Annotated in this window: 22 protein-coding genes and 1 pseudogene; 7 read left to right on the top strand and 16 right to left on the bottom strand. The window is 73.3% G+C overall.

All coding sequences use genetic code 11. The features are described 5' to 3' along the window. Nucleotides 1-31: 31 nt before the first annotated feature. From BN6_RS37970 to guaB, 5 genes are all read right to left on the bottom strand, one after another. Nucleotides 32-1,510 (bottom strand): FAD-dependent monooxygenase, encoded by a 1,479-nt coding sequence (locus BN6_RS37970; RefSeq protein WP_231904855.1) that lies wholly within the window; start codon nucleotides 1,508-1,510, stop codon nucleotides 32-34. After that, on the bottom strand, nucleotides 1,507-2,466 hold the full coding sequence (locus tag BN6_RS37975) for an MBL fold metallo-hydrolase (protein WP_041315528.1): 960 nt from the start codon (nucleotides 2,464-2,466) through the stop codon (nucleotides 1,507-1,509). Before BN6_RS37975 ends, BN6_RS37970 begins: the two co-directional genes overlap by 4 nt. A gap of 207 nt (nucleotides 2,467-2,673) precedes the next feature. Next, on the bottom strand, nucleotides 2,674-4,392 hold the full coding sequence (locus tag BN6_RS37980) for an FAD-dependent oxidoreductase (protein WP_015105180.1): 1,719 nt from the start codon (nucleotides 4,390-4,392) through the stop codon (nucleotides 2,674-2,676). 131 nt (nucleotides 4,393-4,523) lie between these two features. Continuing rightward, nucleotides 4,524-5,657, bottom strand: a complete 1,134-nt coding sequence (locus BN6_RS37985; protein WP_015105181.1) for a GuaB3 family IMP dehydrogenase-related protein — start codon at nucleotides 5,655-5,657, stop codon at nucleotides 4,524-4,526. Between the two features lie 45 nt (nucleotides 5,658-5,702). Beyond that, nucleotides 5,703-7,214, bottom strand: a complete 1,512-nt coding sequence (gene guaB / locus BN6_RS37990; RefSeq protein WP_015105182.1) for an IMP dehydrogenase — start codon at nucleotides 7,212-7,214, stop codon at nucleotides 5,703-5,705. Nucleotides 7,215-7,282: 68 nt separating this feature from the next. Here guaB and BN6_RS37995 point away from each other — a divergent pair, with 68 nt between their 5' ends. Then, nucleotides 7,283-7,732, top strand: coding sequence for a DUF5319 domain-containing protein (locus tag BN6_RS37995; RefSeq protein WP_051075881.1), 450 nt, complete (start codon nucleotides 7,283-7,285; stop codon nucleotides 7,730-7,732). A gap of 297 nt (nucleotides 7,733-8,029) precedes the next feature. Here BN6_RS37995 and BN6_RS38000 read toward each other — a convergent pair whose 3' ends face one another. From BN6_RS38000 to BN6_RS38020, 5 genes and pseudogenes are all read right to left on the bottom strand, one after another. Then, complete coding sequence (locus BN6_RS38000; protein ID WP_015105184.1) at nucleotides 8,030-8,968, bottom strand: anti-sigma-D factor RsdA; 939 nt, start codon at nucleotides 8,966-8,968, stop codon at nucleotides 8,030-8,032. Beyond that, on the bottom strand, nucleotides 8,969-9,541 hold the full coding sequence (locus tag BN6_RS38005; RefSeq protein WP_015105185.1) for a sigma-70 family RNA polymerase sigma factor: 573 nt from the start codon (nucleotides 9,539-9,541) through the stop codon (nucleotides 8,969-8,971). Between the two features lie 234 nt (nucleotides 9,542-9,775). After that, a pseudogene (locus tag BN6_RS38010) lies at nucleotides 9,776-10,372 on the bottom strand (response regulator transcription factor). Nucleotides 10,373-10,452: 80 nt separating this feature from the next. Beyond that, nucleotides 10,453-11,352: a hypothetical protein gene (locus tag BN6_RS47555; RefSeq protein ID WP_015105188.1), complete on the bottom strand. Its 900-nt coding sequence runs from the start codon at nucleotides 11,350-11,352 to the stop codon at nucleotides 10,453-10,455. A gap of 142 nt (nucleotides 11,353-11,494) precedes the next feature. Next, a complete protein-coding gene (locus BN6_RS38020; protein ID WP_148303506.1) occupies nucleotides 11,495-12,439 on the bottom strand; it encodes a MerR family transcriptional regulator in 945 nt (314 codons plus the stop codon). Between the two features lie 267 nt (nucleotides 12,440-12,706). Between BN6_RS38020 and BN6_RS38025 the strand changes: the two genes are divergently transcribed. Next, nucleotides 12,707-13,003, top strand: a complete 297-nt coding sequence (locus BN6_RS38025; protein WP_015105190.1) for a WhiB family transcriptional regulator — start codon at nucleotides 12,707-12,709, stop codon at nucleotides 13,001-13,003. A 282-nt stretch (nucleotides 13,004-13,285) separates the two neighbouring features. Here BN6_RS38025 and groL read toward each other — a convergent pair whose 3' ends face one another. Further along, nucleotides 13,286-14,908 (bottom strand): chaperonin GroEL, encoded by a 1,623-nt coding sequence (gene groL, locus BN6_RS38030; RefSeq protein ID WP_015105191.1) that lies wholly within the window; start codon nucleotides 14,906-14,908, stop codon nucleotides 13,286-13,288. A gap of 89 nt (nucleotides 14,909-14,997) precedes the next feature. Further along, a complete protein-coding gene (groES, locus tag BN6_RS38035; RefSeq protein WP_015105192.1) occupies nucleotides 14,998-15,291 on the bottom strand; it encodes a co-chaperone GroES in 294 nt (97 codons plus the stop codon). A 450-nt stretch (nucleotides 15,292-15,741) separates the two neighbouring features. Between groES and BN6_RS38040 the strand changes: the two genes are divergently transcribed. Then, entirely contained in the window at nucleotides 15,742-17,259 is a 1,518-nt protein-coding gene (locus BN6_RS38040; RefSeq protein ID WP_015105193.1) for an alkaline phosphatase D family protein, read from the top strand. A gap of 44 nt (nucleotides 17,260-17,303) precedes the next feature. Here BN6_RS38040 and BN6_RS38045 read toward each other — a convergent pair whose 3' ends face one another. Beyond that, on the bottom strand, nucleotides 17,304-18,164 hold the full coding sequence (locus BN6_RS38045; RefSeq protein ID WP_015105194.1) for an NAD(P)-dependent oxidoreductase: 861 nt from the start codon (nucleotides 18,162-18,164) through the stop codon (nucleotides 17,304-17,306). A 102-nt stretch (nucleotides 18,165-18,266) separates the two neighbouring features. Here BN6_RS38045 and BN6_RS38050 point away from each other — a divergent pair, with 102 nt between their 5' ends. After that, entirely contained in the window at nucleotides 18,267-21,197 is a 2,931-nt protein-coding gene (locus BN6_RS38050) for a BTAD domain-containing putative transcriptional regulator (protein ID WP_015105195.1), read from the top strand. 44 nt (nucleotides 21,198-21,241) lie between these two features. On the opposite strand, the gene tsaD is transcribed toward BN6_RS38050, so the two are convergent. The 3 genes from tsaD to tsaB are packed head-to-tail and all read right to left on the bottom strand — an operon-like array spanning nucleotide 21,242 to nucleotide 23,416. Then, nucleotides 21,242-22,294: a tRNA (adenosine(37)-N6)-threonylcarbamoyltransferase complex transferase subunit TsaD gene (gene tsaD / locus BN6_RS38055; protein WP_041315531.1), complete on the bottom strand. Its 1,053-nt coding sequence runs from the start codon at nucleotides 22,292-22,294 to the stop codon at nucleotides 21,242-21,244. Next, nucleotides 22,287-22,730 carry a ribosomal protein S18-alanine N-acetyltransferase gene (gene rimI, locus BN6_RS38060; protein ID WP_041319392.1) on the bottom strand — a complete coding sequence of 148 codons (444 nt, stop codon included), beginning with the start codon at nucleotides 22,728-22,730 and terminating at the stop codon, nucleotides 22,287-22,289. The genes tsaD and rimI overlap by 8 nt, the downstream gene beginning before the upstream one ends. 11 nt (nucleotides 22,731-22,741) lie before the next feature. Further along, the gene (gene tsaB, locus BN6_RS38065) at nucleotides 22,742-23,416 is read right to left on the bottom strand and encodes a tRNA (adenosine(37)-N6)-threonylcarbamoyltransferase complex dimerization subunit type 1 TsaB (protein WP_015105198.1); all 675 of its coding nucleotides are present in this window, start codon (nucleotides 23,414-23,416) and stop codon (nucleotides 22,742-22,744) included. Nucleotides 23,417-23,542: 126 nt separating this feature from the next. On the opposite strand from tsaB, the gene BN6_RS38070 reads away from it, so the two are divergent. From BN6_RS38070 to BN6_RS38080, 3 genes are read left to right on the top strand one after another with little or no spacing between them, the layout of a single operon-like run. Further along, nucleotides 23,543-23,914, top strand: a complete 372-nt coding sequence (locus BN6_RS38070; RefSeq protein WP_015105199.1) for a MerR family transcriptional regulator — start codon at nucleotides 23,543-23,545, stop codon at nucleotides 23,912-23,914. Next, the gene (locus tag BN6_RS38075) at nucleotides 23,902-24,207 is read left to right on the top strand and encodes a thioredoxin family protein (RefSeq protein WP_015105200.1); all 306 of its coding nucleotides are present in this window, start codon (nucleotides 23,902-23,904) and stop codon (nucleotides 24,205-24,207) included. Before BN6_RS38070 ends, BN6_RS38075 begins: the two co-directional genes overlap by 13 nt. A 34-nt stretch (nucleotides 24,208-24,241) precedes the next feature. Further along, entirely contained in the window at nucleotides 24,242-25,567 is a 1,326-nt protein-coding gene (locus BN6_RS38080) for an acyl-CoA synthetase (protein WP_015105201.1), read from the top strand. Nucleotides 25,568-25,715: the final 148 nt, after the last annotated feature.

Here is a 25,715-nt window from a genome sequence, read left to right on the forward strand (position 1 = left end):
GACCCCTACCGGCTGCGGATCGCCGAGGTGCTCACGCCCGAGCCCCGGGGGCCCCGGCTCGCGCCACGCCGGCGGTGAACCCCTTGGCGCGGCGCAGCGCGGCGTCCGGGTCGCTCGGGGCGACCGCCGCGAGGTGGCCGTCCGGGCGGATCAGGACGCCGTCGACCACGGTGAAGTCCGGGCCGAGCCGGGCGCTGTCGGCGACCAGCTCACCGGTGCAGCCGGGGCTGGTCAGCGGCGAGTCGCGGTAGGCGAACGGCTCGAACAGCCGCCCCGAGTCGATCTCGGCGGTGCGGCCGTGCTCCAGCACCTCCCGGCGGCGCTCGCGCTCCTGCTCGGTGCGCGGCACCAGGAACCGCATGGTGTCGCCGGTGACCCGGAGGTTCTCGTCGGCCGCCGCCGCGCGTTCGCGCTCGTAGGAGGGCAGCAGGTCCGGGCCCGCCTCGCCGCGGCGGTCCAGCACGACCTTCCACACCGCGTTGTCGGCGTCGCAGATCCCGGAGTTCAGGCCGCGCGCGCCGAACGGGCTCATCACGTGCGCCGCGTCGCCCACCAGCAGCACCCGGCCGTCCCGCAACGCCGTGGCCCGGCGCTGGTGGAACCGGTAGGTGGACTGCCAGCGCACCTCGTACGGGCGGTCGCCGGTGATCTCCCGGATGTGCCCGTCGGTCAGCCGGAAGCCCTCGGGCACCTGCCAGTCGATCCGGTAGACGCCGCCGGGCTGCGGGTGCAGCAGCACCTGGCGGCCGGGGTTCCAGTGCGGGTCGAAGTAGAACAGCCGCTCGGGCTCCGGGAGGCCCAGGTCGACCGCGATGTCCGCGATGACGAACAGGTCGTCGAACGAGTGGCCGGGAAAGCCGATCCCGAGCAGGTCTCGCACCGCCGAGCGGGATCCGTCGGCGGCCAGGCAGTGCGTGCCGCGGAACGTGTCGGTGTCCGTGGTCAGCTCGACGTGGTCGCCCTGCGAGAGGGCCACCACCCGCTGCCCGCAGCGCAGGTCGATCAGCGGCTCTTGGCGGACCCGGTCCTCCAGGATGCGCTCGACGTCGGTCTGCGGCGTGTTCACGAACGGCGGGAACCCCTGGCGGCGCGGCAGTTCCATGGTGGCGATCTCGCGGCCCCGGTAGAACGTCCGACCCCGGTACCAGGTGACGCCCGCGTCCGCGACGGCCCGGCCCGCGCCGACCCGCTCCAGGATGTTGAGCACGTCGTGCTGGAGGCAGATGGCCCGGCTGCCCACGGCCGTGCGCCGCCCGGCGGCCTCCAGCACCACGCTCGGCACGCCGGCCCGCGCCAGCAGCAGCGCCGCCGTCATGCCGACCGGTCCCGCGCCCACCACCAGCACCGGGTCTTCGCGGCCCGAGCGGCGCGCCCGCCGTCCCGGCCACGACCCCGCCGCGGCGGTCACCGGCTCCGGGCCCAGGGCGGCACGGGCGAGCGCGTCCGGGTAGGGCCGGCCGCCGGGAGCCCGGACCGAGGTGACCTCGCCGCCGATGGGAGCGGGGCTCACGTCAGCGCCGCCCACACCTCGCGGTCCCGTTCGGCCGTCCAGACCCTCGGCCAGTCCACGCCCGAGCACTCGTCCCAGTACCGCTGCACGTCGAAGGGCAGGCAGTGCTCGAAGATCGGCCAACGCCCGTAGCGCGGGGCCAACGCCTTGTGCGCGGCCGCGAACGCCTGCGCCACCGTGCCGCCGCCGACGTGCACCGAGCCGACCGTGCGGCGCAGCTCGTCCAGGAAGTGCCGGGACTGCGCGATCGCCGCGTCCACCTCGGCCCGGTCCCGCGCCACCGCGCCCCGCCCGCCGACCAGCTGCTCCGCGCCCAGCGCACGCACGTTGTCCAAAGTGGACGTCGCCCAGTCGTCGTGGAACGCGTCGCCGGTGTAGAGCGCGGCCTGCGACTCCACCAGGTCGCCGGCGAACAGGATGCGCTGGTGCGGCAGCCACGCCACGATGTCGCCCGCGGTGTGCCCGCGCCCGCAGTAGCGCAGCTCCAACTCGCCCCGGTCGCCGCCGAGCGGGATGGTGAGGCGGTCGGAGAAGGTGAGCGTCGGCCAGGTCAGGCCGGGGATCGAGGCGGGTTCCTCGAACAGCCGCGGCATCCGCCCGTACTCGCTGGCCCAGTCCTGTTCGCCGCGCTCGGCGATCAGCGTCCTGGTCAGCTCGTGGGCGATGACCTCCTGCGCGCCGAACGCGCTCGCGCCCAGCGTGCGCACCGCGTGGTAGTGGCTCAGGACCAGGTAGCGCACGGGTTTGTCGGTGCGCTCGCGGAGCAGGTCGAGCCAGCGCCGGGCGGCCACCGGGGTGGCTCTGGCCTCGATGCAGACCAGGAAGTCCTCGCCCTCGACGGCGCCCACGTTCGGGTCGCCCTCCGCGGTCAGGGCGTAGACGCCCTCCGCGAGTTCGACGAACACCTCGTCCTTCGGAGCGAGGTCGGCACTGGACGCAAACGGCTTCGCTGCCACGACCCCACCATAGGACCGGCACGGCGAGAGCGCGCCCACCAGCTTTTGACCTCAACACATATGCACCCCATGAGGAATGTGGCAGGGGAATGTGGCAGCGGTGCGCGGCAGCGGTGCGCAGAGGTGCGCACGACCGAAGGCCCGGAAGCTCTGCTCCGCGCCGACGTCGGCACGGGCCTGCGCGACCTGCTCCGCCGACCCGCCGGACTAGGAGTTCCTGACCTCCACGATCGGCAGCCGGAGCGCGCCCGGCGCGGACGTCGGCACGGCGGGCTTCGCCGGGGCCACCGCCGGCACCCGCCGGTAGCCCGCGCCCTGCTCCGGCCGGCCGTCGGCCTCGCCCTTGTTGGGCCACAACGAGAACGCCCGCTCGGCCTGCGCGGCGATGGTCAGCGACGGGTTCACCCCGAGGTTCGCCGAGATCGCCGCGCCGTCCACCACCGACAGGCCCGGGTAGCCGTAGACCCGGTGGTAGGGGTCGATCACGCCGGCCGCCGGGTCCGAGCCGATCGGGCAGCCGCCGATGAAGTGCGCGGTCAGCGGGATGTCGAACAGCTCGCCCCAGGTCCCGCCGGCGACGCCGCCGATGTGCTTGGCCGCCGACTGGTTCGCCGCGTGGCCCGCCGGGATGAACGCCGGGTTCGGCTCGCCGTGGCCCTGCTTCGAGGACAGCTTGCGGCCGAACAACCCCTTGCGGCTGAACGTGGTGATGGAGTTGTCGAGGCTCTGCATCACCAGCAGGATCACCGTCCGCTCGCTCCACCGGTGCACCGACAAGATCCGGAAGAACCGCACCGGGTGCCGCACCGCCTGCGCCAGGAACTGCACCACCCGCGGCGTGCTCTTCGCGCCGTCGGTGGACAGCGTCTGGAGCAGGCCCATGGCGTTGCTGCCCCGGCCGTAGCGCACCGGCTCGATGTGGGTCTGCTCGTCGGGGTGGATCGACGACGTGATCGCCACGCCCTGGCTGAAGTTGCGGCTCTCGTCCACGGTGAACCGGCCCGCGCCGATGATCGACTCGGAGTTGGTCCGGGTCAGCTCGCCGAGCTTGGCCGACAGCCGGGGCAGCACGCCCTCGGCCTTCATCCGGTGCAGCAGCTGCTGGGTGCCCCACGTGCCGGCGGCCAGCACGACCTGGCCCGCGGTGATCGTGCGCTGGCCCTTGCGCAGCCGGCCGCCGGTGCGCCGGGTGGCCACCGCCCACGTGCCGTCCGGGGCCTGCCGCAGGTCGGTGACGGTGGTCAGCGGCAGGACCTCCGCGCCGTTCCGCTCGGCCAGGTACAGGTAGTTCTTGACCAGGGTGTTCTTCGCGCCGACCCGGCAGCCGGTCATGCACTCGCCGCACTCCACGCAGCCGGTGCGGTGCGGGCCCGCGCCGCCGAAGTACGGGTCCTCGGCGGTCTTGCCCGGCTCGCCGAAGAACACGCCGACCGGCGTCGCGCGGTAGGAGTCAGCGACGCCCAGGTCCGCCGCGACTTGCCTCATGACCTCGTCGGACGGCGTGGTCGTGGGGTTGTCCACCACGCCCAGCATCCGGCTGGCCTGGTCGTAGAACGGCGCCAGCTCGGCTTCCCAGTCGGTGATGTGCGCCCACTGCCGGTCGTTGTAGAACGGCTTGAGCGGCCGGTAGAGGGTGTTCGCGTAGACCAGGGACCCGCCGCCGACGCCCGCGCCGGCCAGGATCATCACGTTGCGCAGGGCGTGGATGCGCTGGATGCCGTAGCAGCCCAGGGCCGGTGCCCACAGGTAGCGCCGCAGGTCCCACGAGGTCTTGGCGAACTCGTCGTCGGCGAACCGCCGACCCGCCTCGACCACCGCGACGCGGTAGCCCTTCTCGGTGAGCCGGAGGGCCGCGACGCTGCCGCCGAAGCCCGAACCCACGACCACGACGTCGTAATCGGTCTTGTTACCGACGAGTTCACCCATGCAGCGAGATTAGGCGTAACTTCGAGTAACAGCTAGGGGCTGTCGGGCTGTTGTCCCGGATGGCCGGACTCCGACGAGGCCGACCGGCGGCACGCACCACGCGTGGCCACGTCGGAGCCTGGCGATCCGACTCAACCCCGTACGGTCAGGCCGACCTTCTGGAACTCCTTGATGTCGGAGTAACCGGTCTTGGCCATGGCGCGGCGCAGCGAGCCGAACAGGTTCGTCACGCCGCGCGGGTCCACCGACGGGCCGAACAGCAGGCTGCGCAGGTCCACCACCTGGTCCACGCCGGTCGAGACGTGGCTGCGCGGCACCGACGGGTGCGCCGACGACGACGTCCAGTACAGGCCCTGGCCCGGCGCCTCGGAGGCGGCGGCCAGCGGCTCGCCGAGCATCACCGCGTCCGCGCCGCAGGCGATCGACTTCGCCACGTCGCCGCTGGTCAGCACGCCACCGTCGGCGATCACGTGCACGTACCGGCCGCCGGTCTCGTCCAGGTAGTCCCGGCGGGCCGCCGCCGCGTCGGAGATGGCCGTGGCCATCGGCACGCCGATGCCCAGCACCGCGTCGGTCGTGGTGACGCCCGGCGTGTAGCCGTAGCCGACGATCACGCCCGCCGCGCCGGTGCGCATCAGGTGCATCGCCGTCCGGTAGTCGCCGACGCCGCCCGCGATGACCGGGATGTCCAGGTCCGCGATGAACGACTTCAGGTTGAGCGGCTCGCCGTCGCGCGACACGTGCTCGGCGGAGATGATCGTGCCCTGCACGACCAGGATCTCCACCCCCGCCGCGATCAGGTCCGGGGCCAGCTCGGCGGCCCGCTGCGGGCTGACCCGCACCGCGACCGTCACGCCCGACTCGCGCACCTGCTTGATCGCCTCGGCGACCAGGTCCAGCCGGACCGGCGCGGAGTGCAGCTCCTGGAGCACCTTGACCGGCGCGGCCGGGTCGTCGGTGTCCTCCACCGACTGCACCAGCCGGAACAGCGCCTCGTCCACGTCGCCGTGCCGCGCCCACAGGCCCTCGGCGTTGAGCACGCCCAGCCCGCCCAGCTCGCCGACCGCCACCGCCGTGCCGGGCGAGACGATCGCGTCCGTCGGGTGGGTGATCAGCGGGATCTCGAACCGGTAGGCGTCGATCTGCCAGGCCGTCGAGACGTCCTTGGACGACCGGGTCCTGCGGGACGGGATGATCTCGACGTCGTCCAGCTCGTAGGCCCGCCTCGCGGTCCGGCCCATGCCGATCTCGACCAGATCGCGCACCTTGTTACGTCCTCTCGTGGAGCGGGCTTACCCGTGGAACCTAGCTCAGCGCGTGGTGTAGTTCGGCGCTTCCACGGTCATCGTGATGTCGTGCGGGTGACTTTCCTTCAGCCCGGCTGCGGTGATCCGAACGAGCTGCTTGAGCTGGAGGTCCGAGATCGTCTTCGAGCCGGTGTAGCCCATCGCCGCGCGCAGGCCGCCGACGAGCTGGTGCACCACCGACGACAGCGGCCCGCGGAACGGCGTGCGGCCCTCGATGCCCTCGGGCACGAGCTTGTCCTCGGAGAGCACGTCGTCCTGGAAGTAGCGGTCCTTCGAGTACGACTTCGCCTCGCCCCGGCCCTGCAGCGCGGCCAGCGAGCCCATGCCCCGGTAGGTCTTGAACTGCTTGCCGTTGACCAGGACCAGCTCGCCCGGCGCCTCGGCGGTGCCCGCCAGCAGGCTGCCGAGCATGACCGCGCTCGCGCCCGCGGCGATCGCCTTCGCGATGTCGCCGGAGTACTGGATGCCGCCGTCGCCGATCACCGGCACGCCCGCCGGCGTGCAGGCCAGCGACGCCTCGTAGATGGCCGAGATCTGCGGCACGCCCACGCCCGCGACCACCCGGGTGGTGCAGATCGAGCCGGGGCCGACGCCGACCTTCACGCCGTCCGCGCCCGCGTCGACCAGCGCCTGCGCGCCGGCCCGGGTCGCGACGTTGCCGCCGACCACGTCGACCTCGTCGCCGAGCTCCTTCTTCACCCGGGCGACCATCTCCAGCACGTTGCGCTGGTGGCCGTGCGCGGTGTCGACCATGATCACGTCGATGCCGGCCTCGGCCAGCGTCATCGCGCGGGTGAAGCTGTCCGCGCCGACGCCGATCGCGGCCGCGCACAGCAGCCGGCCGTCCGGGTCCTTGGACGCGTTGGGGTACTGCTCGGTCTTGACGAAGTCCTTGACCGTGATCAGCCCGCGCAGCCGGTTGTCGCCGTCCACGATCGGCAGCTTCTCGATCTTGTGCCGGCGCAGCAGGCCCAGCGCCGCGTCGGCCGAGACGCCGACCTGGGCGGTGACCAGCGGGCCCTTGGTCATGACCTCGCTCACCTTGCGGGAGTGGTCCACCTCGAACCGCATGTCCCGGTTGGTGATGATGCCGACGAGCTTGCCCTGCGCGTCGGTCACCGGCACGCCGGAGATCCGGTAGCGGGCGCACAGGTCGTCCACGTGCTTGATGGTGTCGTCCGGGGTGCAGGTCACCGGGTCGCTCACCATGCCCGCCTCGGACCGCTTCACGGTCTCCGCCTGGCGGGCCTGCTCCTCGACCGACAGGTTGCGGTGCAGGACGCCGATGCCGCCCTGGCGGGCCATCGAGATGGCCATCCGGCCCTCGGTCACGGTGTCCATCGCGGCGGAGGCCAGCGGGACCCGGAGGGTGGTGTTGCGGGAGATCCTGGTGCTGGTGTCCACGCCGCTGGGCACGATCTCGGATTCGGCGGGCAGCAGCAGGACGTCGTCGAAGGTCAGTCCCAGCATGGCGAACTTGGGCGGGACTCCGTCAGCGTTGAGCTCGCTGGTCATGGCGGCTGGCTTGCCTTCCGTCGTGCGGTGATCCCGCCGCGCGCGGAGGGGGTTTTCCGCAGGCGGCGATGGGTTCAGCCCATGGTATCTGGACGTGGTCGGGGGTCTGCCCGGTACCGTGCGTGGTCGTGCCGCACGACGCGTTGCCACCAGACCCGTTCGCGGGCGACCCCGAGGACCCGGCGCGGGCCCTCGGTCAGCCCGACGACGACCACGACCACCCCCCGATGGACGACGTCGAGCGGGCCGAGTTGGTCGGCGACCTGAGCGACCTCGCCGTCTACCAGGCGCTGCTCGAACCCCGCGGGGTCAGAGGGATCGTGGTGGACTGCGGCGAGTGCCAGGAGCCGCACTACCACGACTGGGCGCTGCTGCGGTCGAGCCTGGAGCAGCTGCTGGCGGACGGCCGGATGCGCCCGCACGAGCCGGCCTACGACCCGGACCCGGGCTCCTACGTCAGCTGGGAGTACTGCCGCGGGTACGCCGACGGCGTGACGGCGACCGAGAGCGCCCGCTGACCCGATCGCCGCAGATGTGACGGATCACTCGTCACACCCGCCGCGCGGAACCGGACTTCCACCCCGTTCCGGACACCCGGGCACCCCGACCCCGGCCGCACCGACCGGCGCGAGTGCCGAGCGGATCGTCAGGCGGCACCTGGTCGGCCCGGCCCGGCCCGTCAACGGCGGATGCCGCTGGCCGCCCGCACCGACCGGGGCGGGTCGCCAGGCGAACACCCGGCCGGTCGGCCCGACAACGGCGGATGCCCGCCGCCTCGGGTGAGGTGACGGGCATCCGGTGCGGTCGAGCCGGGGTCAGTTGCCCCCGGTCGTCACCGGGTCGAGGGTGCCGGGTTCGGCGGCGGTGGTGCCGGCGTTGCCCGGGTCGTTGCGGGGCTCGCTGCCGCTGGGCGCCTCGCCGCTGCCGGTCGGCGGCGGCGCGACCGAGCCGCCCGTGGTCGGCGGCGGTTCGGTGGTCGTCGTGGTGGTCGTCGTGGTCGTCGTCGGCTGCGTCGTGGTCGTCGACTGCGTCGTGGTCGACGGGACCGGCGGCGTGGTCGTCTGCGTCGTCGTGGCCGGCGGGGTCGACGCGGCCGGCGTGTTCGTCGGCGACGGCGTGGTGCTGGTCAACTCGCGCATCAGCGAGTCGTGCCGCTCCTTGAGGTCGGCCTTGCCGTCGTCCACCGAGATGGAGGGCAGCACCTCGCTCGCGCGGTTGAGCAGGTCGCGGGCCTCGTTGTACCGGCCGGCGCTCAGCGCGGCGCGCGCGGTCTCCAGGTCGGTGCGGACCGTCACGGCGGCTTCCACCGACCGGGCGTGGTCGGAGTAGAGCACCCTGGTCAGACCCCAGAGGGCGTCGCCCGGCTGGGCGTCGCGGGCGACCAGGCTGACCCCGGTGAACGCGATGGCCAGCACGGCGGCGGCACTCGCCAGGGGGATCAGGAAGCGGTGGCGCCCCCGCTGTTGGGGGCGGGCCGCGGCGATCGTCGCCACGGCGGTGTCGGTGTCTACCAGCTCACCCATCGGACGACTGTCGACTTCGCGCCGCCACGCCAGCAGCAGCGCGTTCAGCTCGTCGTCGACCAACGCGTCGGTCTGGCCACGCCCGCCGAGCGCGTCCAGCAACACGTCATCCGCCCGGATGCCGGCGAGGTCGTCGCCGGGCTCAACCAGGGGGTCATCCGAGGTGAGCGGGGTTCTCTCGTCTCGTCCGCGCACGACTTGTCCATCGCCCTTCTCGTGCTGGTCAGCCACTCAGACCACCTCCTCCGCTGCCAAGGTCTTGCGGAGGCGGGCCAAGGCGCGGTGTTGCGCCACCCGTACCGCGCCCGGCGTGGAGCCGACCGCGTCGGCGGTCTCTTCGGCCGACAGGCCGACGACCACTCGGAGCAGCAGGATTTCCCGCTGCTTCTCCGGCAGGATCTTCAGGAGCTGGGCCATCCGCCCGGACAGCTCGCCCTGCATGGCGCGCTGCTCCGGTCCGGCTTCGGTCTCCGGGGCGTCCGGCACCTCCGGGACCGGTTCGGACCGGTTCCGGGCGGCTGAGCGATGCGCGTCGGCGACCTTGTGCGCTGCGATTCCGTAGACGAACGCCAAGAACGGCCGACCCTGGTCGCGATAGCTGGGCAGGGCCGTCAGCACCGCGAGACACACCTCCTGGGCCACGTCGTCCGCCGAAGCGAAAGACCTCTCCTGCCTTCCGACTCGGGCGCGGCAGTACCGCACCACCAGGGGACGTACAGACGCCAGCAGTCGCTCGATCGCGTGGCGGTCGCCATCGACGGCTGCGCCCACTTCGGCGTCCAGTCCGTCCCCCAAGTTGGTCATCGCAGACAACAGCCCTGGTGTTACGTGTAGGCGTACCGACAACGAACGGCACGGGACGATCGACGTCGCCCGTACCGGTGACACTCACCGTACCGGTCCGGGGACCGGATGTTCGCAAAAGGGGCCGAAAGACCCGCCCCGACCTGCCGACACGCCCAGCACGACGAACCAGCCCGGCGACGATTGCGTCACCGGGCTGACCGGAGGAAGGAGTGCCGGTTGGGGTGACCGGCGTTACGACACGAGGCCGCGCCGGAAGCCGTGCGCGACGGCCTGGGCGCGGTCACGAACGCCGAGCTTGCGGAACAGCCGGCGGGCGTGGGTCTTGACGGTGTCCTCCGACAGGTAGAGCTCGCGCCCGATCTGCCCGTTGCTCTTGCCCTGGCTCATCCCGCGCAGCACCTGGAGCTCCCGCTCCGTGAGCTGGACGCCCGGGTCGGACGGTTGCCGCGGTGCGGGCACCGAGGTGCTCGCCAACGTGTGCGCGAGCGCGGCCACCAGTTCCGGGCGCGAGGCGTCCCAGCGGAGTTAGCCCCGGGCGCCGCCGGCGATCGCCGCGGCGATGCTGCCCGCGTCGTCCGGTGCGCCGAACACGATGACGTTTGCCTGCGGGTTGGCCGAGACGAGTCGCCGGGTCGCTTCGACCCCGGTCGGGACGGCGCGCTGGGTTCCCACCAGCACCACGTCGACCGGCTGCCGAGAGAACCGTGCCAACAACTCGTCACCGTGCGCTACGCAGTCGATGCGGCTGACCCCTGGGACAGCCGACATCACGCGGGTGAGACCCTCCCGCACACTGCGCCGGTCGTCGCAAATAAGGACCGTGGTCACGGGGACTCCTTCCTGCAGCCGAGTGACGTTCCACTTCCCCTATCGGACGCTAGGGGCCGAACCTTGACACGATCCGGTGCTTAATCCGTCAAGAAGTTCGGCTGGGCGTCTGCGTTCGGGGGTTCCCCGGAACGGAGCAGCGCCGTCGGGATCCACGGAGAGTGGGCCGCGAGTCGTCGGCTGATCGGATCAGCTCTGCGTAACACGCAGCTCAGAGCGTTGACGGCGGATTTCCGGATCCGCTCGGTCTCCGCATCATTGCGGACAACAGGGCTGGTCAGGAGCACAAGTGCCGTCGGCCAGGACAACGAGAGAAGCCCGTGGCGGTCAGTGTGAGTTAGGTCACACTGTAGCAAACGGACGCCCCGATCGACGCTTTCGGGTGTCCCCCACACCACTGAGGCAGTCCCCAGGACGAGGCCGGACTTGAGGATGTGTCGCGTTGCACCGACCGCCTCGGCGTGCTCCAGCGCCCGTTCGGCGGGCTCGACCGCTCGCTGCGGGTAACCGGCCGCGAGTTCGATCTCGGCCGCCACCCAGTGCTTGCGGACGGTGCCGCGCCAACTCGGCGTGACCACCCGGGCGTGCAGCCGGCGGGCCTCCCGGAGCCGGCCCGCGCCCAGCGCGTCCGCCGCCAGGCCCAGCAGGGCGTCCGCCCGCGCCCCCGCCGCGTCGACCCCGTCGTGGTCCGGGGCGGAGTCCGCCGGCGCGGCGGCCAGCGCCAGCGCGTCGAAGCGGCGGGCGGTGGCGTGCGAGCCGAGCTGGCGGCGGTGCGAGGCGAGCGTCGAGGCGGCCAGCGACGCGATCAGTCGATCACCGGACCGGACGAGCGGGTGCAGGAGGGTGGCGGCGGCGGCGTAGTGGCCCTGGCCGCCCAGCGCGACCGCCGCGAACCAGCGCTCCCGGGGCGGGCCGGCCGCCGCGCGCCGGACGTCCGCCCCGGGCCGGTCGCCGAACGCCGCCGCGCGCGCTGTGTCCACCCGGCCATTGTCCGCCCGGTCGCGGCGGTGCTCGACGGCGCGGTGGCGGCGATCAGCGGCCGGTGGCGGTGCTCGGCGGCGCGGTGGCGGTGATCAGCGGCGGTGCTCGGCGGCGCGGTGGCGGGGCTCGGCGGCGGGGCGCTCAGCAGACGGCGCGCTCGATCACGTCGGCCGCGTCGGCGAGGTCGTTGATCCGCTCGGCGGGCGAGGGCACCACACCACGCGCCCAACCCGGCCCCCCGACGAACACCCGCACCTGCTGGCGCGTCCGGGGCAGGGCGGACACCGCGCCCGGATCGGCGTAGCGCGGGAGCTGCGCCCACAGCACGACGGCGGCCGGCGCGGTCCGGCGGACGGCGGCGGCCAGGGCGTCCAGCGGGAGGGCCGCGCCCAGCTGCCGGATCCCCACCCCGCGCCCGGCGAGCACCGCGGCCAACGGGTAGAGCGCCAGGTTGTGCCGCTCCTCGGGCATGCACGCCAGCAGCACCGGCCGGTGGTTGCGCGGCTGCGTGACGACCGGCGTCGCCCGCACCATCGCGGCCAGCACGCACTCGTCGAGCAGGTGCGACACCTCGACCCCGGCGCCGGAGTGCTCCCAGCGGGCGGCGATCGCGGTGAGCACCGGGCGGACCACGTCGTCCCAGGTGGCGATCACGCCGTCCTGCGCGATCGAGTCGGCCAGCAGCAGCTGGACGGCGGCCGAGTCCATCGCCAGCGCGGCCCGCCCCACCCCGCGCGCGAGCCGGCTCGCCCCCGGCAGCTTGAGCCCGCGCCCGCCCGCGGGCGGTGCCGAGACGTCGAACTCGCCCCCGGTGAGCACCGGCGGCCGGACCGGGGTGGCGCTGACCAACCGCGGCTGCGGGACGGGCGCGGACAGCGCGTACTTGGCCGCCTCGGCGCTCGACGCGCCCCGCAGCAGGGCCCGCTGCATCAGTTCGAGCCGGGCCACGTCCTTCGGGCCGTACTTCCGGTGTCGCCCGGTGGTGTGATCACTGGGTCCGAGGCCGTAGCGGCGGTCCCACGTCCGCAAAGTGGCGGGCGCGACGCCCAGCCGGCGAGCCACCGCGGCCACCGACAAGGTCACGATATGCGCAGGATCATCTTCTGCCGCAACGGTTTCCCGCTCGCCGTCCGGCGTCGCCGCAGTGTGCTCGGGGGGCGTCATCACGCTGACATCGTCCGTTCACCAGCCGTCACCGGCAACTCCTGAGGTGTCCTCGACTGATCACCCATCGAATGAATTGGCATCTTTCTGAGGTCGACCCCCTTGAACAAGTTTTGGCGCGGTTCTACGGTGGATCATCGTTAAGCCGAATGGAGCAGTTCACGTCAGTGGGCCAAGGAGGCGGTCTCGATGGCGGACACCCGAAGGCTTCCCGGTCCCAACGCCGATCTCTGGGACTGGCAGATGCGCGGCTCCTGCCGCGGGATGGACAGTGCGTTCTTCTTCCACCCGGATGGAGAGCGAGGACCTGCGCGGGCGAGGCGGGAGGCACGGGCAAAAGCCGTGTGCCTGTCCTGTCCCGTGCTGGAGATGTGCCGGCGGCACGCGCTGGCGGTACAGGAGCCGTACGGAATCTGGGGCGGGCTCTCGGAATCCGAACGCGACAGCATCATCAAGGCCCGCAAGCGACAGCCGGTGCCGGCCTGACCCGAGCAGGTCTCGGGGCTCTCGGCGAAGGGGCGGCATCCTCCGCAGGTGCCGCCCCTTCGCCGTGCTCCGGCCCAGGTCAGCACGCCGGCGACGGCGGTCGACGGCCCGACACCGGACGGCGGCCGGGAGCCGGTCGGGAGCCGGCCGGGAGCCGGGGAGAGGTCCCGGGGACGCGGAGAGGGGCGGTGCCGTGGCACCGCCCCTCCCGACGTGCGTCGGCGTGCGGTCCCCGCTCGGGTTACCCCGGTCGGGGGGATCGACGCCGGATCCCGCTCGACCTCAGTGGCCGTGCCCGTGGCCGTGGCCGTGACCGGCCGAGGCGGACTCCTCTTCCCTCTTCTCCACGACGGCGCTCTCCGTGGTGAGCACCATGCGGGCGATGGAAGCGGCGTTCGAGACGGCCGACCGGGTGACCTTGACCGGGTCGATGATCCCGGCTTCCAGCAGGTCGCCGTAGACCAGCGTGGCCGCGTTGAGGCCGAAGCCCCACTCGCCCTCGCGGACCTTGTTCACCACGACCGCGCCTTCCAGGCCCGCGTTCGCGGCGATCCAGAACAGCGCCGAGCCCAGGGCCTCGCGGACGATCGCGACACCGGTCGCCTCGTCGCCGGACAGGCCGAGCCCGCCGTCGAGCACCTTGGCGGCGTGGATCAGCGCCGAGCCGCCGCCGGGGACGATGCCCTCCTCGACCGCGGCCTTGGTGGCGGCGACCGCGTCCTCGATGCGGTGCTTGCGCTCCTTGAGCTCGGTCTCGGTGGCCGCGCCGACCTTGATCACCGCGATGCCGCCGGAGAGCTTCGCCAGCCGCTCCTGGAGCTTCTCGCGGTCCCAGTCGGAGTCGGTGGCCTCGATCTCGCGGCGCAGCTGCTCCGCGCGACCCGCCACGTCGGCCTTCGCGCCGCCGCCGTCGACGATGGTCGTGTTGTCCTTGGACACCACGATCCGCCGCGCCGAGCCCAGCACGTCGAGGTTGGCCTCGGACAGCTTCAGGCCCACCTCGGCGGCGATGACCTGGGCGCCGGTGACGACACCGAGGTCGTCCAGGAACGCCTTGCGGCGGTCGCCGAAGTACGGGGCCTTGACGGCCACGACGCGCAGCGTCTTGCGCAGGGCGTTGACCACCAGGGTGGACAGCGCCTCGCCCTCGACGTCCTCGGCGATGATGACCAGCGGCTTGCCGGCCTCGGCCACCTTCTCCAGCAGCGGGAGCAGGTCGGCCAGGGCGCTGATCTTCTCGCGGTGCAGCAGGATGCGGGCGTCCTCGAACACCGTCTCCTGGGCCTCCAGGTCGGTCGCGAAGTGCGCCGAGATGTAGCCCTTGTCGAACTGCACGCCCTCGGTGATCTGGAGCTCGGTGGCCAGCGTCGAGGACTCCTCGACGGTGATCACACCGTCCTCGCCGACCTTCTCGATGGCCTCGCCGAGCAGCGCGCCGATCGACTCGTCCCGGGACGAGACGGTGCCGACCTGGGCGATGTTGTCGCGGCCCTTGACCGGGGTGGCCTTGCCCTTGAGCGCGTCCACGACGGCGTCGGCGGCGGCCTGGATGCCCCGGCCCAGCGACGTCGGGTTGGCGCCCGCGGCGACGTTGCGCAGACCGACCCGCACCATGGCCTGGGCCAGCACGGTCGCGGTCGTGGTGCCGTCGCCGGCCACGTCGTTGGTCTTGGTCGCGACGCTCTTGGCGAGCTGCGCGCCCAGGTTCTCGAACGCGTCTTCCAGCTCGATCTCGCGGGCGATGGTCACACCGTCGTTGGTGACCGTCGGGCCGCCGAACTTCTTGTCGAGCACGACGTGCCGGCCGCGCGGACCGAGGGTCACCTTGACCGTGTCCGCCAGCTTGTTCACGCCGCGCTCAAGGGCCCGACGAGCGTCCTCGTCGAAGCTGATCTGCTTGGGCATTGCCTGAGCCTCTCCTCATGATGCGCGAAACGCCCCGGAACCCCCGGTGTCGGTGGGTTCGCCGGGGCGTCTTGCGTGTCGGCCGAAAGTCAGTTGATGACGGCCAGCACGTCGCGGGCGGAGAGGATCAGGTACTCCTCGCCGTTGTACTTGACCTCGGTGCCGCCGTACTTGGAGTAGATGACGACATCGCCGACAGCCACGTCCACGGGGACGCGGTTGCCCTTGTCGTCGATCCGGCCGGGGCCGACCGCGATGACCTTGCCCTCCTGGGGCTTCTCCTTCGCGGTGTCCGGGATCACAAGGCCGGAAGCCGTCGTGGTCTCGGCCTCACTGGCCTGCACGACGATCTTGTCCTCGAGCGGCTTGATGTTCACGCTCACCGGGCTGACCTCCACGGTCGTCGAAAGCGTTGGCAGGTTGCGTTACGGCTCCTGCCACCCCGCCGTCGCGGGGGTCGGGGCGGTTGCTGGTGCCGTGCAGCTAGCACTCTACCCATGCGAGTGCCAACGCTTCAACGAACCCCCGCCCACTCGTCCCGGACGGTGAGCAGCGCCACTTCCCGGAGCCCGCCCACGCCCCCTTCCACCGCCCGCGAGCCCAGCCGCGATGACGCCCGACGGGCGTGATGACCGGCCACGCAAGGAGTCCCCGCCGAAGGGCTTCAGCACCACAACGCCGATCCGGGCACGCCGACCACCCGCGCGTGCAACAACCGGGCCGCCACAGCACGCGGGTCCCGCAACGCCCGGGAACACCGGCGTTGCACTCGCCTTTTTCCGGTACTCCCGAGTTCACCCGGAGGCCACCCGGGTCCGCGACGGTGACCGACCATGACCTCCCTGACCCGACGGACCCTGTTGATCGGCGGCGCGGCGGCCGGTGCCGTCCTGGCCACCACCGGGGCCGGCTCCCCCCGCCTCGACAACCCCTTCACGCTCGGCGTGGCCTCCGGCGACCCGAGCCACGACGGCCTGGTCCTGTGGACGCGCCTCGCGCCGAAGCCGCTGACCGAGGACGGCCTGGGCGGCATGCCGAACCGCGTGGTGCCGGTGCACTGGGAACTCGCCGAGGACGAGCGGTTCCGGCGGGTGGTGCGGCGCGGCGTGGAGATCGCCCGCCCGCAGTCCGGGCACAGCGTGCACGTCGAGCCGTTCGGGCTGCGCCCCGGTCGCGAGTACTTCTACCGCTTCCGGGTCGACGGCCACGTGTCGCCGACCGGCCGCACCCGCACCGCGCCCGAGCCGTGGTCGATCGGCCAGGACCTGACCATGTGCTTCGTGTCCTGCGCGCACTACGGCGAGGGCTACTTCACCGCCTACCGCCGGCTGGCCGAGGACGACCCGGGCCTGGTCCTGCACCTGGGCGACTACCAGTACGAGTACGCGGCGAAGGCGGCCGACGTGCGGACCGTCGTCGGCCCGGAGACCCGCACGCTGGCCGACTACCGGCTGCGGCACGCCCTGTACAAGACCGACCCGGACCTCCAGCTCGCGCACGCCGTCGCGCCCTGGGCCGTCGTCTGGGATGATCATGAAATCGAGAACAACTGGGCCGACGAGGTGCCCGAGCAGCCCGACCCCGACTTCCTCCAGCGGCGCGCGGCGGCGTTCCAGGCGTACTACGAGAACATGCCGCTGCGGCGCGGTGCCCGGCCCAACGGCGTCGACCTTCAGCTCTACCGCCGGCTCCGGTGGGGCAACCTGGCCACGTTCCACCTGCTCGACACCCGCCAGTACCGCGACGACCAGGCGTGCGGCGACGGCTGGAAGACCTGCGCGGAGGCCGGCACGCCGACCCGCACCATCACCGGCGCGGAGCAGGAGCGGTGGCTGCTCGACGGGTTCCGCCGGTCCCGGTCGCGCTGGGACGTGCTGGGGCAGCAGGTGTTCTTCGCCGAGCGCGACCGCAAGGAGGGCCCGGACAAGGAGCTGTCCATGGACTCGTGGGACGGCTACCTGGCCTCGCGGGACCGGATCACCCGGGGCTGGGTGGACGCGCGGGTGCGCAACACCGTCGTGCTGACCGGTGACGTGCACGCCGCCTACGCGGCCGACGTGAAGGCCGACTGGAACGACCCGGCGTCGCGGACCGTCGGCACCGAGCTGGTGTGCTCGTCGGTCACCTCCGGCGGCGATGGCAACGACACCGTCGACGAGGTGCAGTTGCGGCTCAACCCGCACATCAAGCTGCACAGCCGGCGACGCGGGTACGTGCGCACCCGGTTCTCCGCCCGGCAGCTGCGGGCCGACTTCCGCGCGCTGCCGCACGTGCGGACGCCGGGCGCGCAGGCCACCACGCTGAAGTCGTTCGTGGTCGAGGACCGCAACCCGGGCCTGAACCCGGTCTGACGGCCGAGGCGGGGGCGGACCGGCGGACCGCCCCCGTCGCCCGGCTACTTCGCGGGCTTGATCACCTCGTAGAGCGCGGTCCAGCTCTCCTGCCCGTGCCCGGCCTCGATCGCCCGCCGGTACATGTCCTGCACGGCCCTGGGCAGCCCGGCGTCCACCCCGGTCGCCTCGCTCGCGCCGACGACGTGGTCGGCGGTCGCGCCCATCATCACGATGTTGGCCAGGTCGCCGGGGTGCTCGCCGCGGTCGACGGCGGTGATCGTCTCCTCCAGGTACATCCAGATCGACTCGGCGTTGTCCTTCAGGTACGGCGCGAACTGCGCGGCGGTCACGCCGGCCGTGCGGACCAGGGCGACGCTGTGCAGCGTGGCGGCCAGCGTGGTCAGGAAGAAGTCCAGCTGGGCCTGGTAGAACAGCTGCGCCAGCGCGTGGTCCTCGCCGAGGTACTCGGTGCGGCCGATCACCGCCAGGACCTCCGCGTGCTGCTCGAACACGGCCTTCGGGCCGCTGTAGAAGACGTACGCGGCTTCCTCGCCGACCAGCGGCGCGGGCACCATCACGCCGCCGACCACCAGTTCCGCGCCCCGTTCGGCGAGCCACGCGGCGGCCTTGAGGGTCTTGTCGGGGGTGTCGGAGCTGAGGTTGACGACCGTCTTCCCGGCCAGTTCGGCGTCGCCCAGGACGTCGTACATGGCCTGGTAGTCGGTCAGGCTCAGCACGACCAGGCGGTTGGCGGCCACGGCGTCACGCGGGGTGTCGGCGCGCACCGCGCCCCGGGCCACCAGGTCGTCGGCGCGGCTCGCGGTCCGGTTCCACACCGTGACCGGGTGGCCGTGCTCCAGGTACTTCGCGACCATGGCCTGCCCCATCGGGCCCAGGCCGATCAGCGTCAGCGGCGTGCTCATCAGTGGTTTCTCGCTTTCCTCGAATCAGCTGTGGCCGAGGTTGCCGGCGGCCGCTGCGGGTTCGCTGCGGGTCGGCTGCGGGTGGCCGGCTAACGTCGTGGTGTGCGATTCGGCGTGTTGGGGCCCTTGGCGGTGTGGGCGGCGGACGGGACCCCGGTCCGGGTGCCGGAGGCGAAGGTCCGGTTGCTGCTCGCGCACCTGCTGGTCGCCGAGGGCCGGCCGGTGCCGGTGCAGCGGCTGGGCGCGGCGCTGTGGGGCGAGCGGCCGCCGGGCAACCCCGGGAACACGTTGCAGACCAAGGTGTCCGCGCTGCGCCGGGTGCTCGGCCGGGACGTGGTGACGTGGCAGCCGCCGGGCTACGCGCTGCGGGTCGACGCGGCGTCGTCGGACCTGCTGGACTTCCGGGCCCGGGTGGCGGCGGGCGACCGCGCCGGCGCGCTGGCGCTGTGGCGCGGCGAACCGCTGGCCGAGTTCGCCGACGAGCCGTTCGCGGTCGGGTTCGCGCGGCGGCTGGAGGACGAGCGGCTGGCCGTCGTGGAGGACTGGGCGCAGGCCCGGCTCGCCGCCGGGCAGCCGGTGTCGCTGGCCGACGAGGTGGCCCGGCACCCGCTGCGGGAGCGGCTGCGCGGCCTGCACATGCGAGCGCTGTTCCTGGCCGGGCGGCAGGTTGAGGCGCTGGAGAGCTACGCCGGGCTGCGCCGCCTGCTCGCCGAGGAGCAGGGCCTGGAGCCCGGCCCGGACCTGGTCGAGGTGCACCGCGAACTGCTCAGCCACGAGGTGGCGCGACCGCGCACGAACCTGCCCGCGCCGGTGACCGAACTGCTCGGCCGGGCCGACGCGGTGCGCGCGGTCCGGGCCCTGCTGGGCACGTCCCGGCTGGTCACGCTGACCGGGCCGGGCGGGGTCGGCAAGACCCGGCTGGCCGTGGCGACCGCCCGCGCGGTGACCGCCGCGGACTGCGTGTGGCTGGTGGAACTGGCCGGTCTGGAGCGCGCCGACCGGTCCGGGCGGGCCACCGTCACCGACGCGGTGGCCGACGTGCTCGGGCTGCGCGAGGACGCCGCCGAGGACCCCGTCGAACGGCTGGTGGCCGCGGTGCGGGGCCGGGACGTCCTGCTCGTGCTGGACAACTGCGAGCGCCTGGTCGAGCCGGTCGCCCGGCTGGTGTCGGACCTGCTGCGCGCCGCGCCGGGCGTGCGGGTGCTGGCCACCAGCCAGGAGCCGCTGGGGCTGGCCGCCGAGACCGTGTGGTCGGTGCCGCCGCTGGACCTGCCCGACGCGGTCCGCCTGTTCGCCGCCCGCGCCGCGGCCGCCGCGCCGGGCTTCGCGCTGACCCCGGACAACGCGGACACCGTGGCCGCCGTGTGCCGCCGGCTCGACGGCCTGCCGCTCGCCCTCGAACTGGCCGCCACCCGCGTCCGCGCCCTGGGCGTGCGGGCCCTGCTGGCCCGGCTGGACGACCGGTTCCGGCTGCTCGCGGGCGGCCACCGGGACGCGCCGGCCCGGCAGCGCACGCTGCGCGCCATGATCGACTGGAGCTGGGAGCTGCTCACCGACGCCGAGCGGATCATCCTGCGCCGGCTGTCCGTGGTGGTCGAGGGCTGCGACCTGGCCGCCGCCGAGGCGATCTGCGGCGGCGGGGACGTGCCGCCGCACGACGTCGCGGACGTGCTCGCGGGATTGGTGAACCGCTCGCTCGTGGTCGCCCCCGACCAGACCGGCCCGGCCCGCTACCGGCTGCTCGAATCGGTGTCGGACTACGGCCGGGAACGGCTGCGCGAGGCCGGTGAGTCGGCCGAGGTCCGCCGCCGGCACGCCGCGCACTACCGATCGCTGGCCGAGCGCGCCGACCCCGGGCTGCGCGGCCACGACCAGCTCGACTGGCTGGCCCGGCTGGACGCCGACACGGCGAACCTGCGCGCGGCCCTCGACCTCGACCCCGGCCTGGCCCCGCACCTGGCCTGGTACTGGTTCCTGCGCGGGCGCATCCAGGAGGCCCGGCGGCACCTGACCGGGGCGTGGCAGGCCGCGTTCACCGTGCTCGCCGGGCACGCGGCCCAGGTCGTGGAACCGGTGGACGACCCGCGCGCCGACTGGTTCCTCGGGTACGTGCTGTCCACGGTCGGCGACATGGCGACCGGCGAGCGCCACACCGAGCGCGCCTACACCCAGGCCAAGGCGCGCGGCGACGACTGGGGCATGGCGGCGGCGCTGAGCGACCGGGTCAGCCAGGCCATGCACCGGGGCGACCTGGACCGGGCCCGCGACGCCGCCGAACGCGCCCAAGAGCTGTTCACCGCGCTCGGCGACCGCTGGGGCCTGCTCCAGTCGTCGTTCGCCCTGGGCACGCTCGCGCAGCTGCTGGGCGACTACCCGCAGGCCACCCGGCTGCACACCGGCGGCCTGCGGTTGGCCGAGGAGCTCGAATCGTGGCCGGAGGTGTCGTTCACGCTGTCCTGGCTGGGCCGGGTGGCCTTGCTGACCAAGGACTTCACGGCCGCGCGGGCGTACCACGAGAAGGCCCGCCGGCTCGCCGCCGACCGGGGCTTCTCCCCCGGCGAGATGTACGCCGAGACCGGCCTGGCGCTCGGCGCGCGCCAGGAGGGCGACCTGGCCGAGGCGGAGCGGATCCTGTTGCGCATCCAGGACTGGCACCGGCAGGTCGGCTTCGAGGCGGGCGCGACCCTGGTGCTCGCCGAACGCGGGTTCGTCGCCGAGCTGCGGGGAGATGTCGACAAAGCGCTCAAGCTCCAGGAGGAGGGCCTGCGCCTGGCCCGGCAGACCGGCGACCCCCGAGCCGTCGCGCTCGGGCAGGAGGGGCTGGCCGGGGCGCGGGCGCTCGCGGGCGACCACGAGGAAGCCGCCCGCCTGCTCGGCCGGGCCGCCGCCAACCGCCTGTCGGTCGGCGTCCCGCTGCCCGCCGCGCAGCGCTACGACGTGGACCGGATCACCGCCGCGGCCCGCGAAGCGCTGGGCGCGGACCGGTTCGAGCGGTCCTTCGCCGAAGGTCTCGCCGACCGGGACGCGTCCTAGCTCCCCAGACCGGGAGCCGGACCCGGGGAGCCAGGACCGGGGGCTCAGACGATCTGGATGGTGCCGACCGGCAGGCCGGGCGTCGTGGACAGGTCCATCCGGGACGGTTCCGCGCCCGCCGCCACCAGGTGCGCGCCCAGCGCGGCGATCATCGCGCCGTTGTCCGTGCACAGCCGGGGCCTGGGCACCCGCAGCTCGATCCCCGCCTCCGCGCACCGCTGCGCCGCGAGCCCGGAGAGCCGCGAGTTCGCCGCCACCCCGCCGGAGATCACCAGGGTGTCCACGCCGAGGTCCTTGCACGCCCGGATCGCCTTGGCGGTCAGCACGTCGGCCACCGCCTCCTGGAACGACGCGGCCACGTCCGCCAGCGGGACCTCCTCGCCGGCCCGCTCCTTGCGCTCCACCCACCGCGCCACGGACGTCTTCAACCCGGAGAACGAGAAGTCGTACTTCGAGTCCCTCGGCCCGGTCAGCCCGCGCGGGAACGCGATGGCGCACCCGTTGCCCCGCTTGGCGAGCTTGTCGATCGGCGGGCCGCCCGGGTACGGCAGGTCCAGCAGGCGGGCCACCTTGTCGTAGGCCTCGCCCGCCGCGTCGTCCACCGTGGACCCGATCTCGGTGATCTTGTCCGCCAGCCCCTCGATCAGCAGCAGCTGCGAGTGCCCGCCGGACACCAGCAGCGCCACGCACCGCTGCGGCAGCGGGCCGTGCTGGAGGGTGTCCGCGGCCACGTGCCCGGCCAGGTGGTTCACGCCGTAGAGCGGCTTGCCCAGCGCCGCCGCGTACGCCTTGGCCGCCGACACGCCGACCAGCAGCGCGCCCGCGAGCCCCGGACCGGCGGTGACCGCGATCGAGTGCACGTCCGACAGCTCGATCCCGGCCTGCTCCACGGCCCGGCGCATGGTCGGCACCATCGCCTCCAGGTGCGCCCGCGACGCCACCTCGGGCACCACGCCGCCGAACCGGGCGTGCTCCTCCACGCTGGAGGCGACCTCGTCGGCGAGCAGTTCCAGCGCGCCGTCCGGGCCGAGCCGGACGATGCCGACGCCGGTCTCGTCGCACGAGCTCTCGATACCGAGGATGAGCCGGTCAGTCACGGTTCGCGGGCCTTCCCATCGTGTACGCGTCGGCACCCGACGGCTGGTAGTAGCGGCGGCGCAGGCCCAGGTGCTCGAAACCGTGCGCGAGGTAGAGCGAGATCGCGGGCACGTTGTCCGTGCGGACCTCCAGGAACACCGGCAGGCCCAGCTCGTCGGCCTTGGCCAGCAGGGTCCGCAGCAGGGTCTTGCCGACCCCGCCGCGCTGGTGCCCGGAGACCACGGCGATGGTGTGCACGCTCGACTCGAAGTCCGTCAGGCCCAGCCCGGCGTACCCGATCAGCTCGCCGTTGACGTGCGCGCCGACGTAGAAGTTGCCGCCGTCGAGCTCGCTGTGGAACGAGTTCTCGCTCCACGGGTCGTCACCGGGGAACAGCTCGTGCTCGATCTCGGCGCACCGCGCGACGTCCTCGTGCCGCAACGGCCCCACGGTCAGCTCGCTGGGCCTCACCTGATCACCCGCTTGCGCCCGGTGGGCTCCACGGCGTCCGGCCGGCGCAGGTAGAGCGGGGTGAGCGCGGCCGGACGGGCACCCGCGAGCAGCTCCTCGGCGGCCGCGGCGACCAGCGACACCGGCGACGGGTGCACCGCGTCCACCAGCGGCAGCTCCAGCACGTCGGCGTAGATCCGGGCCCCCTCGCCGGCCGCCTGCCGGGGCCGGTTCGGCAGCTTCGCGAGCACTTCGGCGGGCCGGTCCACGTGCGGCCCGTCGGTACGGCGGCCGGCGGCGTCGTAAGCGGCCCAGTAGACCTCTTTGCGCCGCGCGTCCGTCGCGACCAACAACGGCGCTCCGGTGTTCGCGTCCAACGCGATCGCATCAGGCGTCGGGACGGGGTACACAGGCCGGTTCAACGCCTGGCCCAGCGCAGCGGCGGTGACCAGCCCAACTCTCAGGCCGGTGAACGGCCCCGGGCCCGCTCCACAGACGATCGCGTCCAGATCGGACAACGAGTAGCCGGCTTCGGCCATGGCTTCCTGCACGTGGGGCGTCAGCAACTCGCCGTGGGCTTTGGCGTTCACCGTCACCCGCTGCGCCAACAAGCGCGGGGGCGAATCAGCGGTCAGTTCGACCACCCCGGCGGTCACGGCGGGCGTAGCGGTGTCCAATGCGAGCACGAGCACAATCGTCAAGAGTACGGCGTTGAACGGCCTCGACTCCGTCGAGGCGGCTCGCCGCCCGGAAGTCGGTCGGTCGTGCCCGCGGTCACACTGGACTTGACGTCGACGTCAAGTCGGAGGATCTGCATCGTGCGCATCGGTGAACTGGCTCAGCGGGGTGGGACGACCACCAGGGCGCTGCGCTACTACGAGTCCCTGGGTCTGATCACCGCGCGGCGGACCGCCAACGGGCAGCGCGAGTACGACGAGGACGACCTGCGGCTGGTCGCCGAGATCCGGTCGCTGGCCGACATCGGCTTCGCGCTGGAGGACACCCGGCCGTTCGTCGAGTGCCTCCGCGACGGCCACACCAGCGGCGACGCGTGCCCCGCCTCGGTGGCGGTGTACCGGCGCAAGCTGGCCGAGCTGGACGAGTGCATCGCCCGGCTGGCGACCGCCCGCGACCGCGTGCGCACGCAACTGGAGCAGGCCGAGCAGAGGAGACGCCCGTGCGCACGCTGACCGACGAGACGTTCACCGAGGGGGTCCGCTCCGGGGCGGTGCTGGTGGAGTTCACCGCGAGCTGGTGCCCGCCGTGCCGGATGATCGAACCGGTCCTGGCCGAGCTGGACCGGGAGCTGGCCGCGGTCGACTTCGCCAAGATCGACACCGACGCGAACCCGCGCACCGCCCGTGACCTCGGGGTGATGGGGATGCCGACGCTACAGCTCTACCAGGACGGCGAGCTGCGCGCCCAGATCGTCGGCGCGCGGCCGAAGCAGCAGCTCCTGGCGTGGCTCGAAGCACACTTGTGATGCGCGTCGCGGGCGGTCCGGCCAAGGTGGGCGGATGCTGCTGCCCGCCCTGGCGACGACGCCCGCGAAAGTGGCCCTGCGCTTCCCCGGCCAGGAACTGACCTACGCCGAACTGGCCGACCGGGCCCGTGCCGTCGCCGCCGGCCTGGTGGGCGTGCGGCGGGTCGCGGTGTGGGCACGGCCGGACGTGCGGACCTGTCTGGCGGTGGTGGGCGCGCTGCTCGCCGGGGTGCCGGTGGTGCCGCTCAACCCGAAGCTCGGGGAGCGCGAGCTGGCGCACATCCTCACCGACAGCGCGCCCGACCTCGTCGTGGACGACGTGCTGCCGTCCGGAACACCGGTCGACCTGCCCGAGCCGGACGGCGAAGCGCCCGCGCTGATCGTCTACACCTCGGGCACGACCGGGCCGCCGAAGGGCGTCGTGCTGCCGCGCCGGGCGCTGGCGTCGAACCTCGACGCGCTGGCCGCGGCGTGGGAGTGGACCGCCGACGACGTGGTGGTGCACGGCCTGCCGCTGTTCCACGTGCACGGTCTGGGCGTGGGCGTGATCGGGCCGCTGCGGCGCGGCGGCACGGTGCACCACCTCGGGTCGTTCAGCGTGGCGGCGGCGGCCGAGGCGCTGGACACCGTCGGCACGATGATGTTCGGCGTCCCGACCATGTACCACCGGATCGCCGCCGCGCCCGAGCACGCGCCGGCGTTCGCGAAGGCCCGGCTGCTGGTGTCGGGCTCGGCGCCGCTGCCGGTGACCGTGCACCGGCGGCTGGAGGAGCTGACCGGGCAGCGCGTGGTCGAGCGGTACGGCCTGACCGAGACCCTGATGAACACCAGCGTCCGCGCGGCCGGCGACCGCCGCCCCGGCACGGTCGGCCCGCCGCTGGACGGCGTCGAGGTCCGGGTGGTGGGCGACGAGCCGGGCGAGGTCGAGGTGCGCGGCCCGAACCTGTTCCTGGAGTACCTCAACCGCCCGGACGCGACCCGCGAGGCGTTCGCCGACGGCTGGTTCCGCACCGGCGACCTGGCCGTGGTGGAGCCGGACGGCGCGCTGCGGATCGTCGGCCGGCGGGCCACCGACCTGATCAAGAGCGGCGGCTACAAGATCGGCGCGGGCGAGGTCGAGAACGCCCTGCTGGAGCACCCCGGCGTGGCCGAGGTGGCGGTGACCGGCGAACCGGACGAGGACCTGGGCGAACGGGTCGTCGCGTGGGTGGTGCCGACCGCGACCCCGGCCACCGAACGGGACCTGGCCGACCACGTGGCCCGCCTGCTCACCCCGCACAAGCGACCGCGGGTGGTGCGCTTCCTCGACGCGTTGCCGCGCAACGACATGGGCAAGGTGCTCAAGCGCGAACTGCGGTGACCCCGCCGAACCACCGACCACCCCGCGCCGAACCACCGGCCGCCCCGCCAGGCCACCAACCGCCGCGCACCGAACCACCGGCCACCGCGCCAGGCCATCACCCGCCGCGCCGACTACCGAGCGACGCGCCGAACTACCGAGGGACGCG

It is taken from the genome of Saccharothrix espanaensis DSM 44229, assembly GCF_000328705.1.
Taxonomy (GTDB): domain Bacteria; phylum Actinomycetota; class Actinomycetes; order Mycobacteriales; family Pseudonocardiaceae; genus Actinosynnema; species Actinosynnema espanaense.

What these genes read in the sequence shown, in the direction of transcription:
- BN6_RS37980 (WP_015105180.1), bottom strand. Translation starts at nt 4,392, where the DNA reads ATGGGTGAACTCGTCGGTAACAAGACCGATTACGACGTCGTGGTCGTG.
- guaB (WP_015105182.1), bottom strand. Translation starts at nt 7,214, where the DNA reads ATGACCAGCGAGCTCAACGCTGACGGAGTCCCGCCCAAGTTCGCCATG.
- BN6_RS37995 (WP_051075881.1), top strand. Translation starts at nt 7,283, where the DNA reads ATGGGTTCAGCCCATGGTATCTGGACGTGGTCGGGGGTCTGCCCGGTA.
- BN6_RS38005 (WP_015105185.1), bottom strand. Translation starts at nt 9,541, where the DNA reads ATGACCAACTTGGGGGACGGACTGGACGCCGAAGTGGGCGCAGCCGTC.
- BN6_RS38025 (WP_015105190.1), top strand. Translation starts at nt 12,707, where the DNA reads ATGGCGGACACCCGAAGGCTTCCCGGTCCCAACGCCGATCTCTGGGAC.
- groL (WP_015105191.1), bottom strand. Translation starts at nt 14,908, where the DNA reads ATGCCCAAGCAGATCAGCTTCGACGAGGACGCTCGTCGGGCCCTTGAG.
- BN6_RS38040 (WP_015105193.1), top strand. Translation starts at nt 15,742, where the DNA reads ATGACCTCCCTGACCCGACGGACCCTGTTGATCGGCGGCGCGGCGGCC.
- BN6_RS38045 (WP_015105194.1), bottom strand. Translation starts at nt 18,164, where the DNA reads ATGAGCACGCCGCTGACGCTGATCGGCCTGGGCCCGATGGGGCAGGCC.
- BN6_RS38080 (WP_015105201.1), top strand. Translation starts at nt 24,242, where the DNA reads ATGCTGCTGCCCGCCCTGGCGACGACGCCCGCGAAAGTGGCCCTGCGC.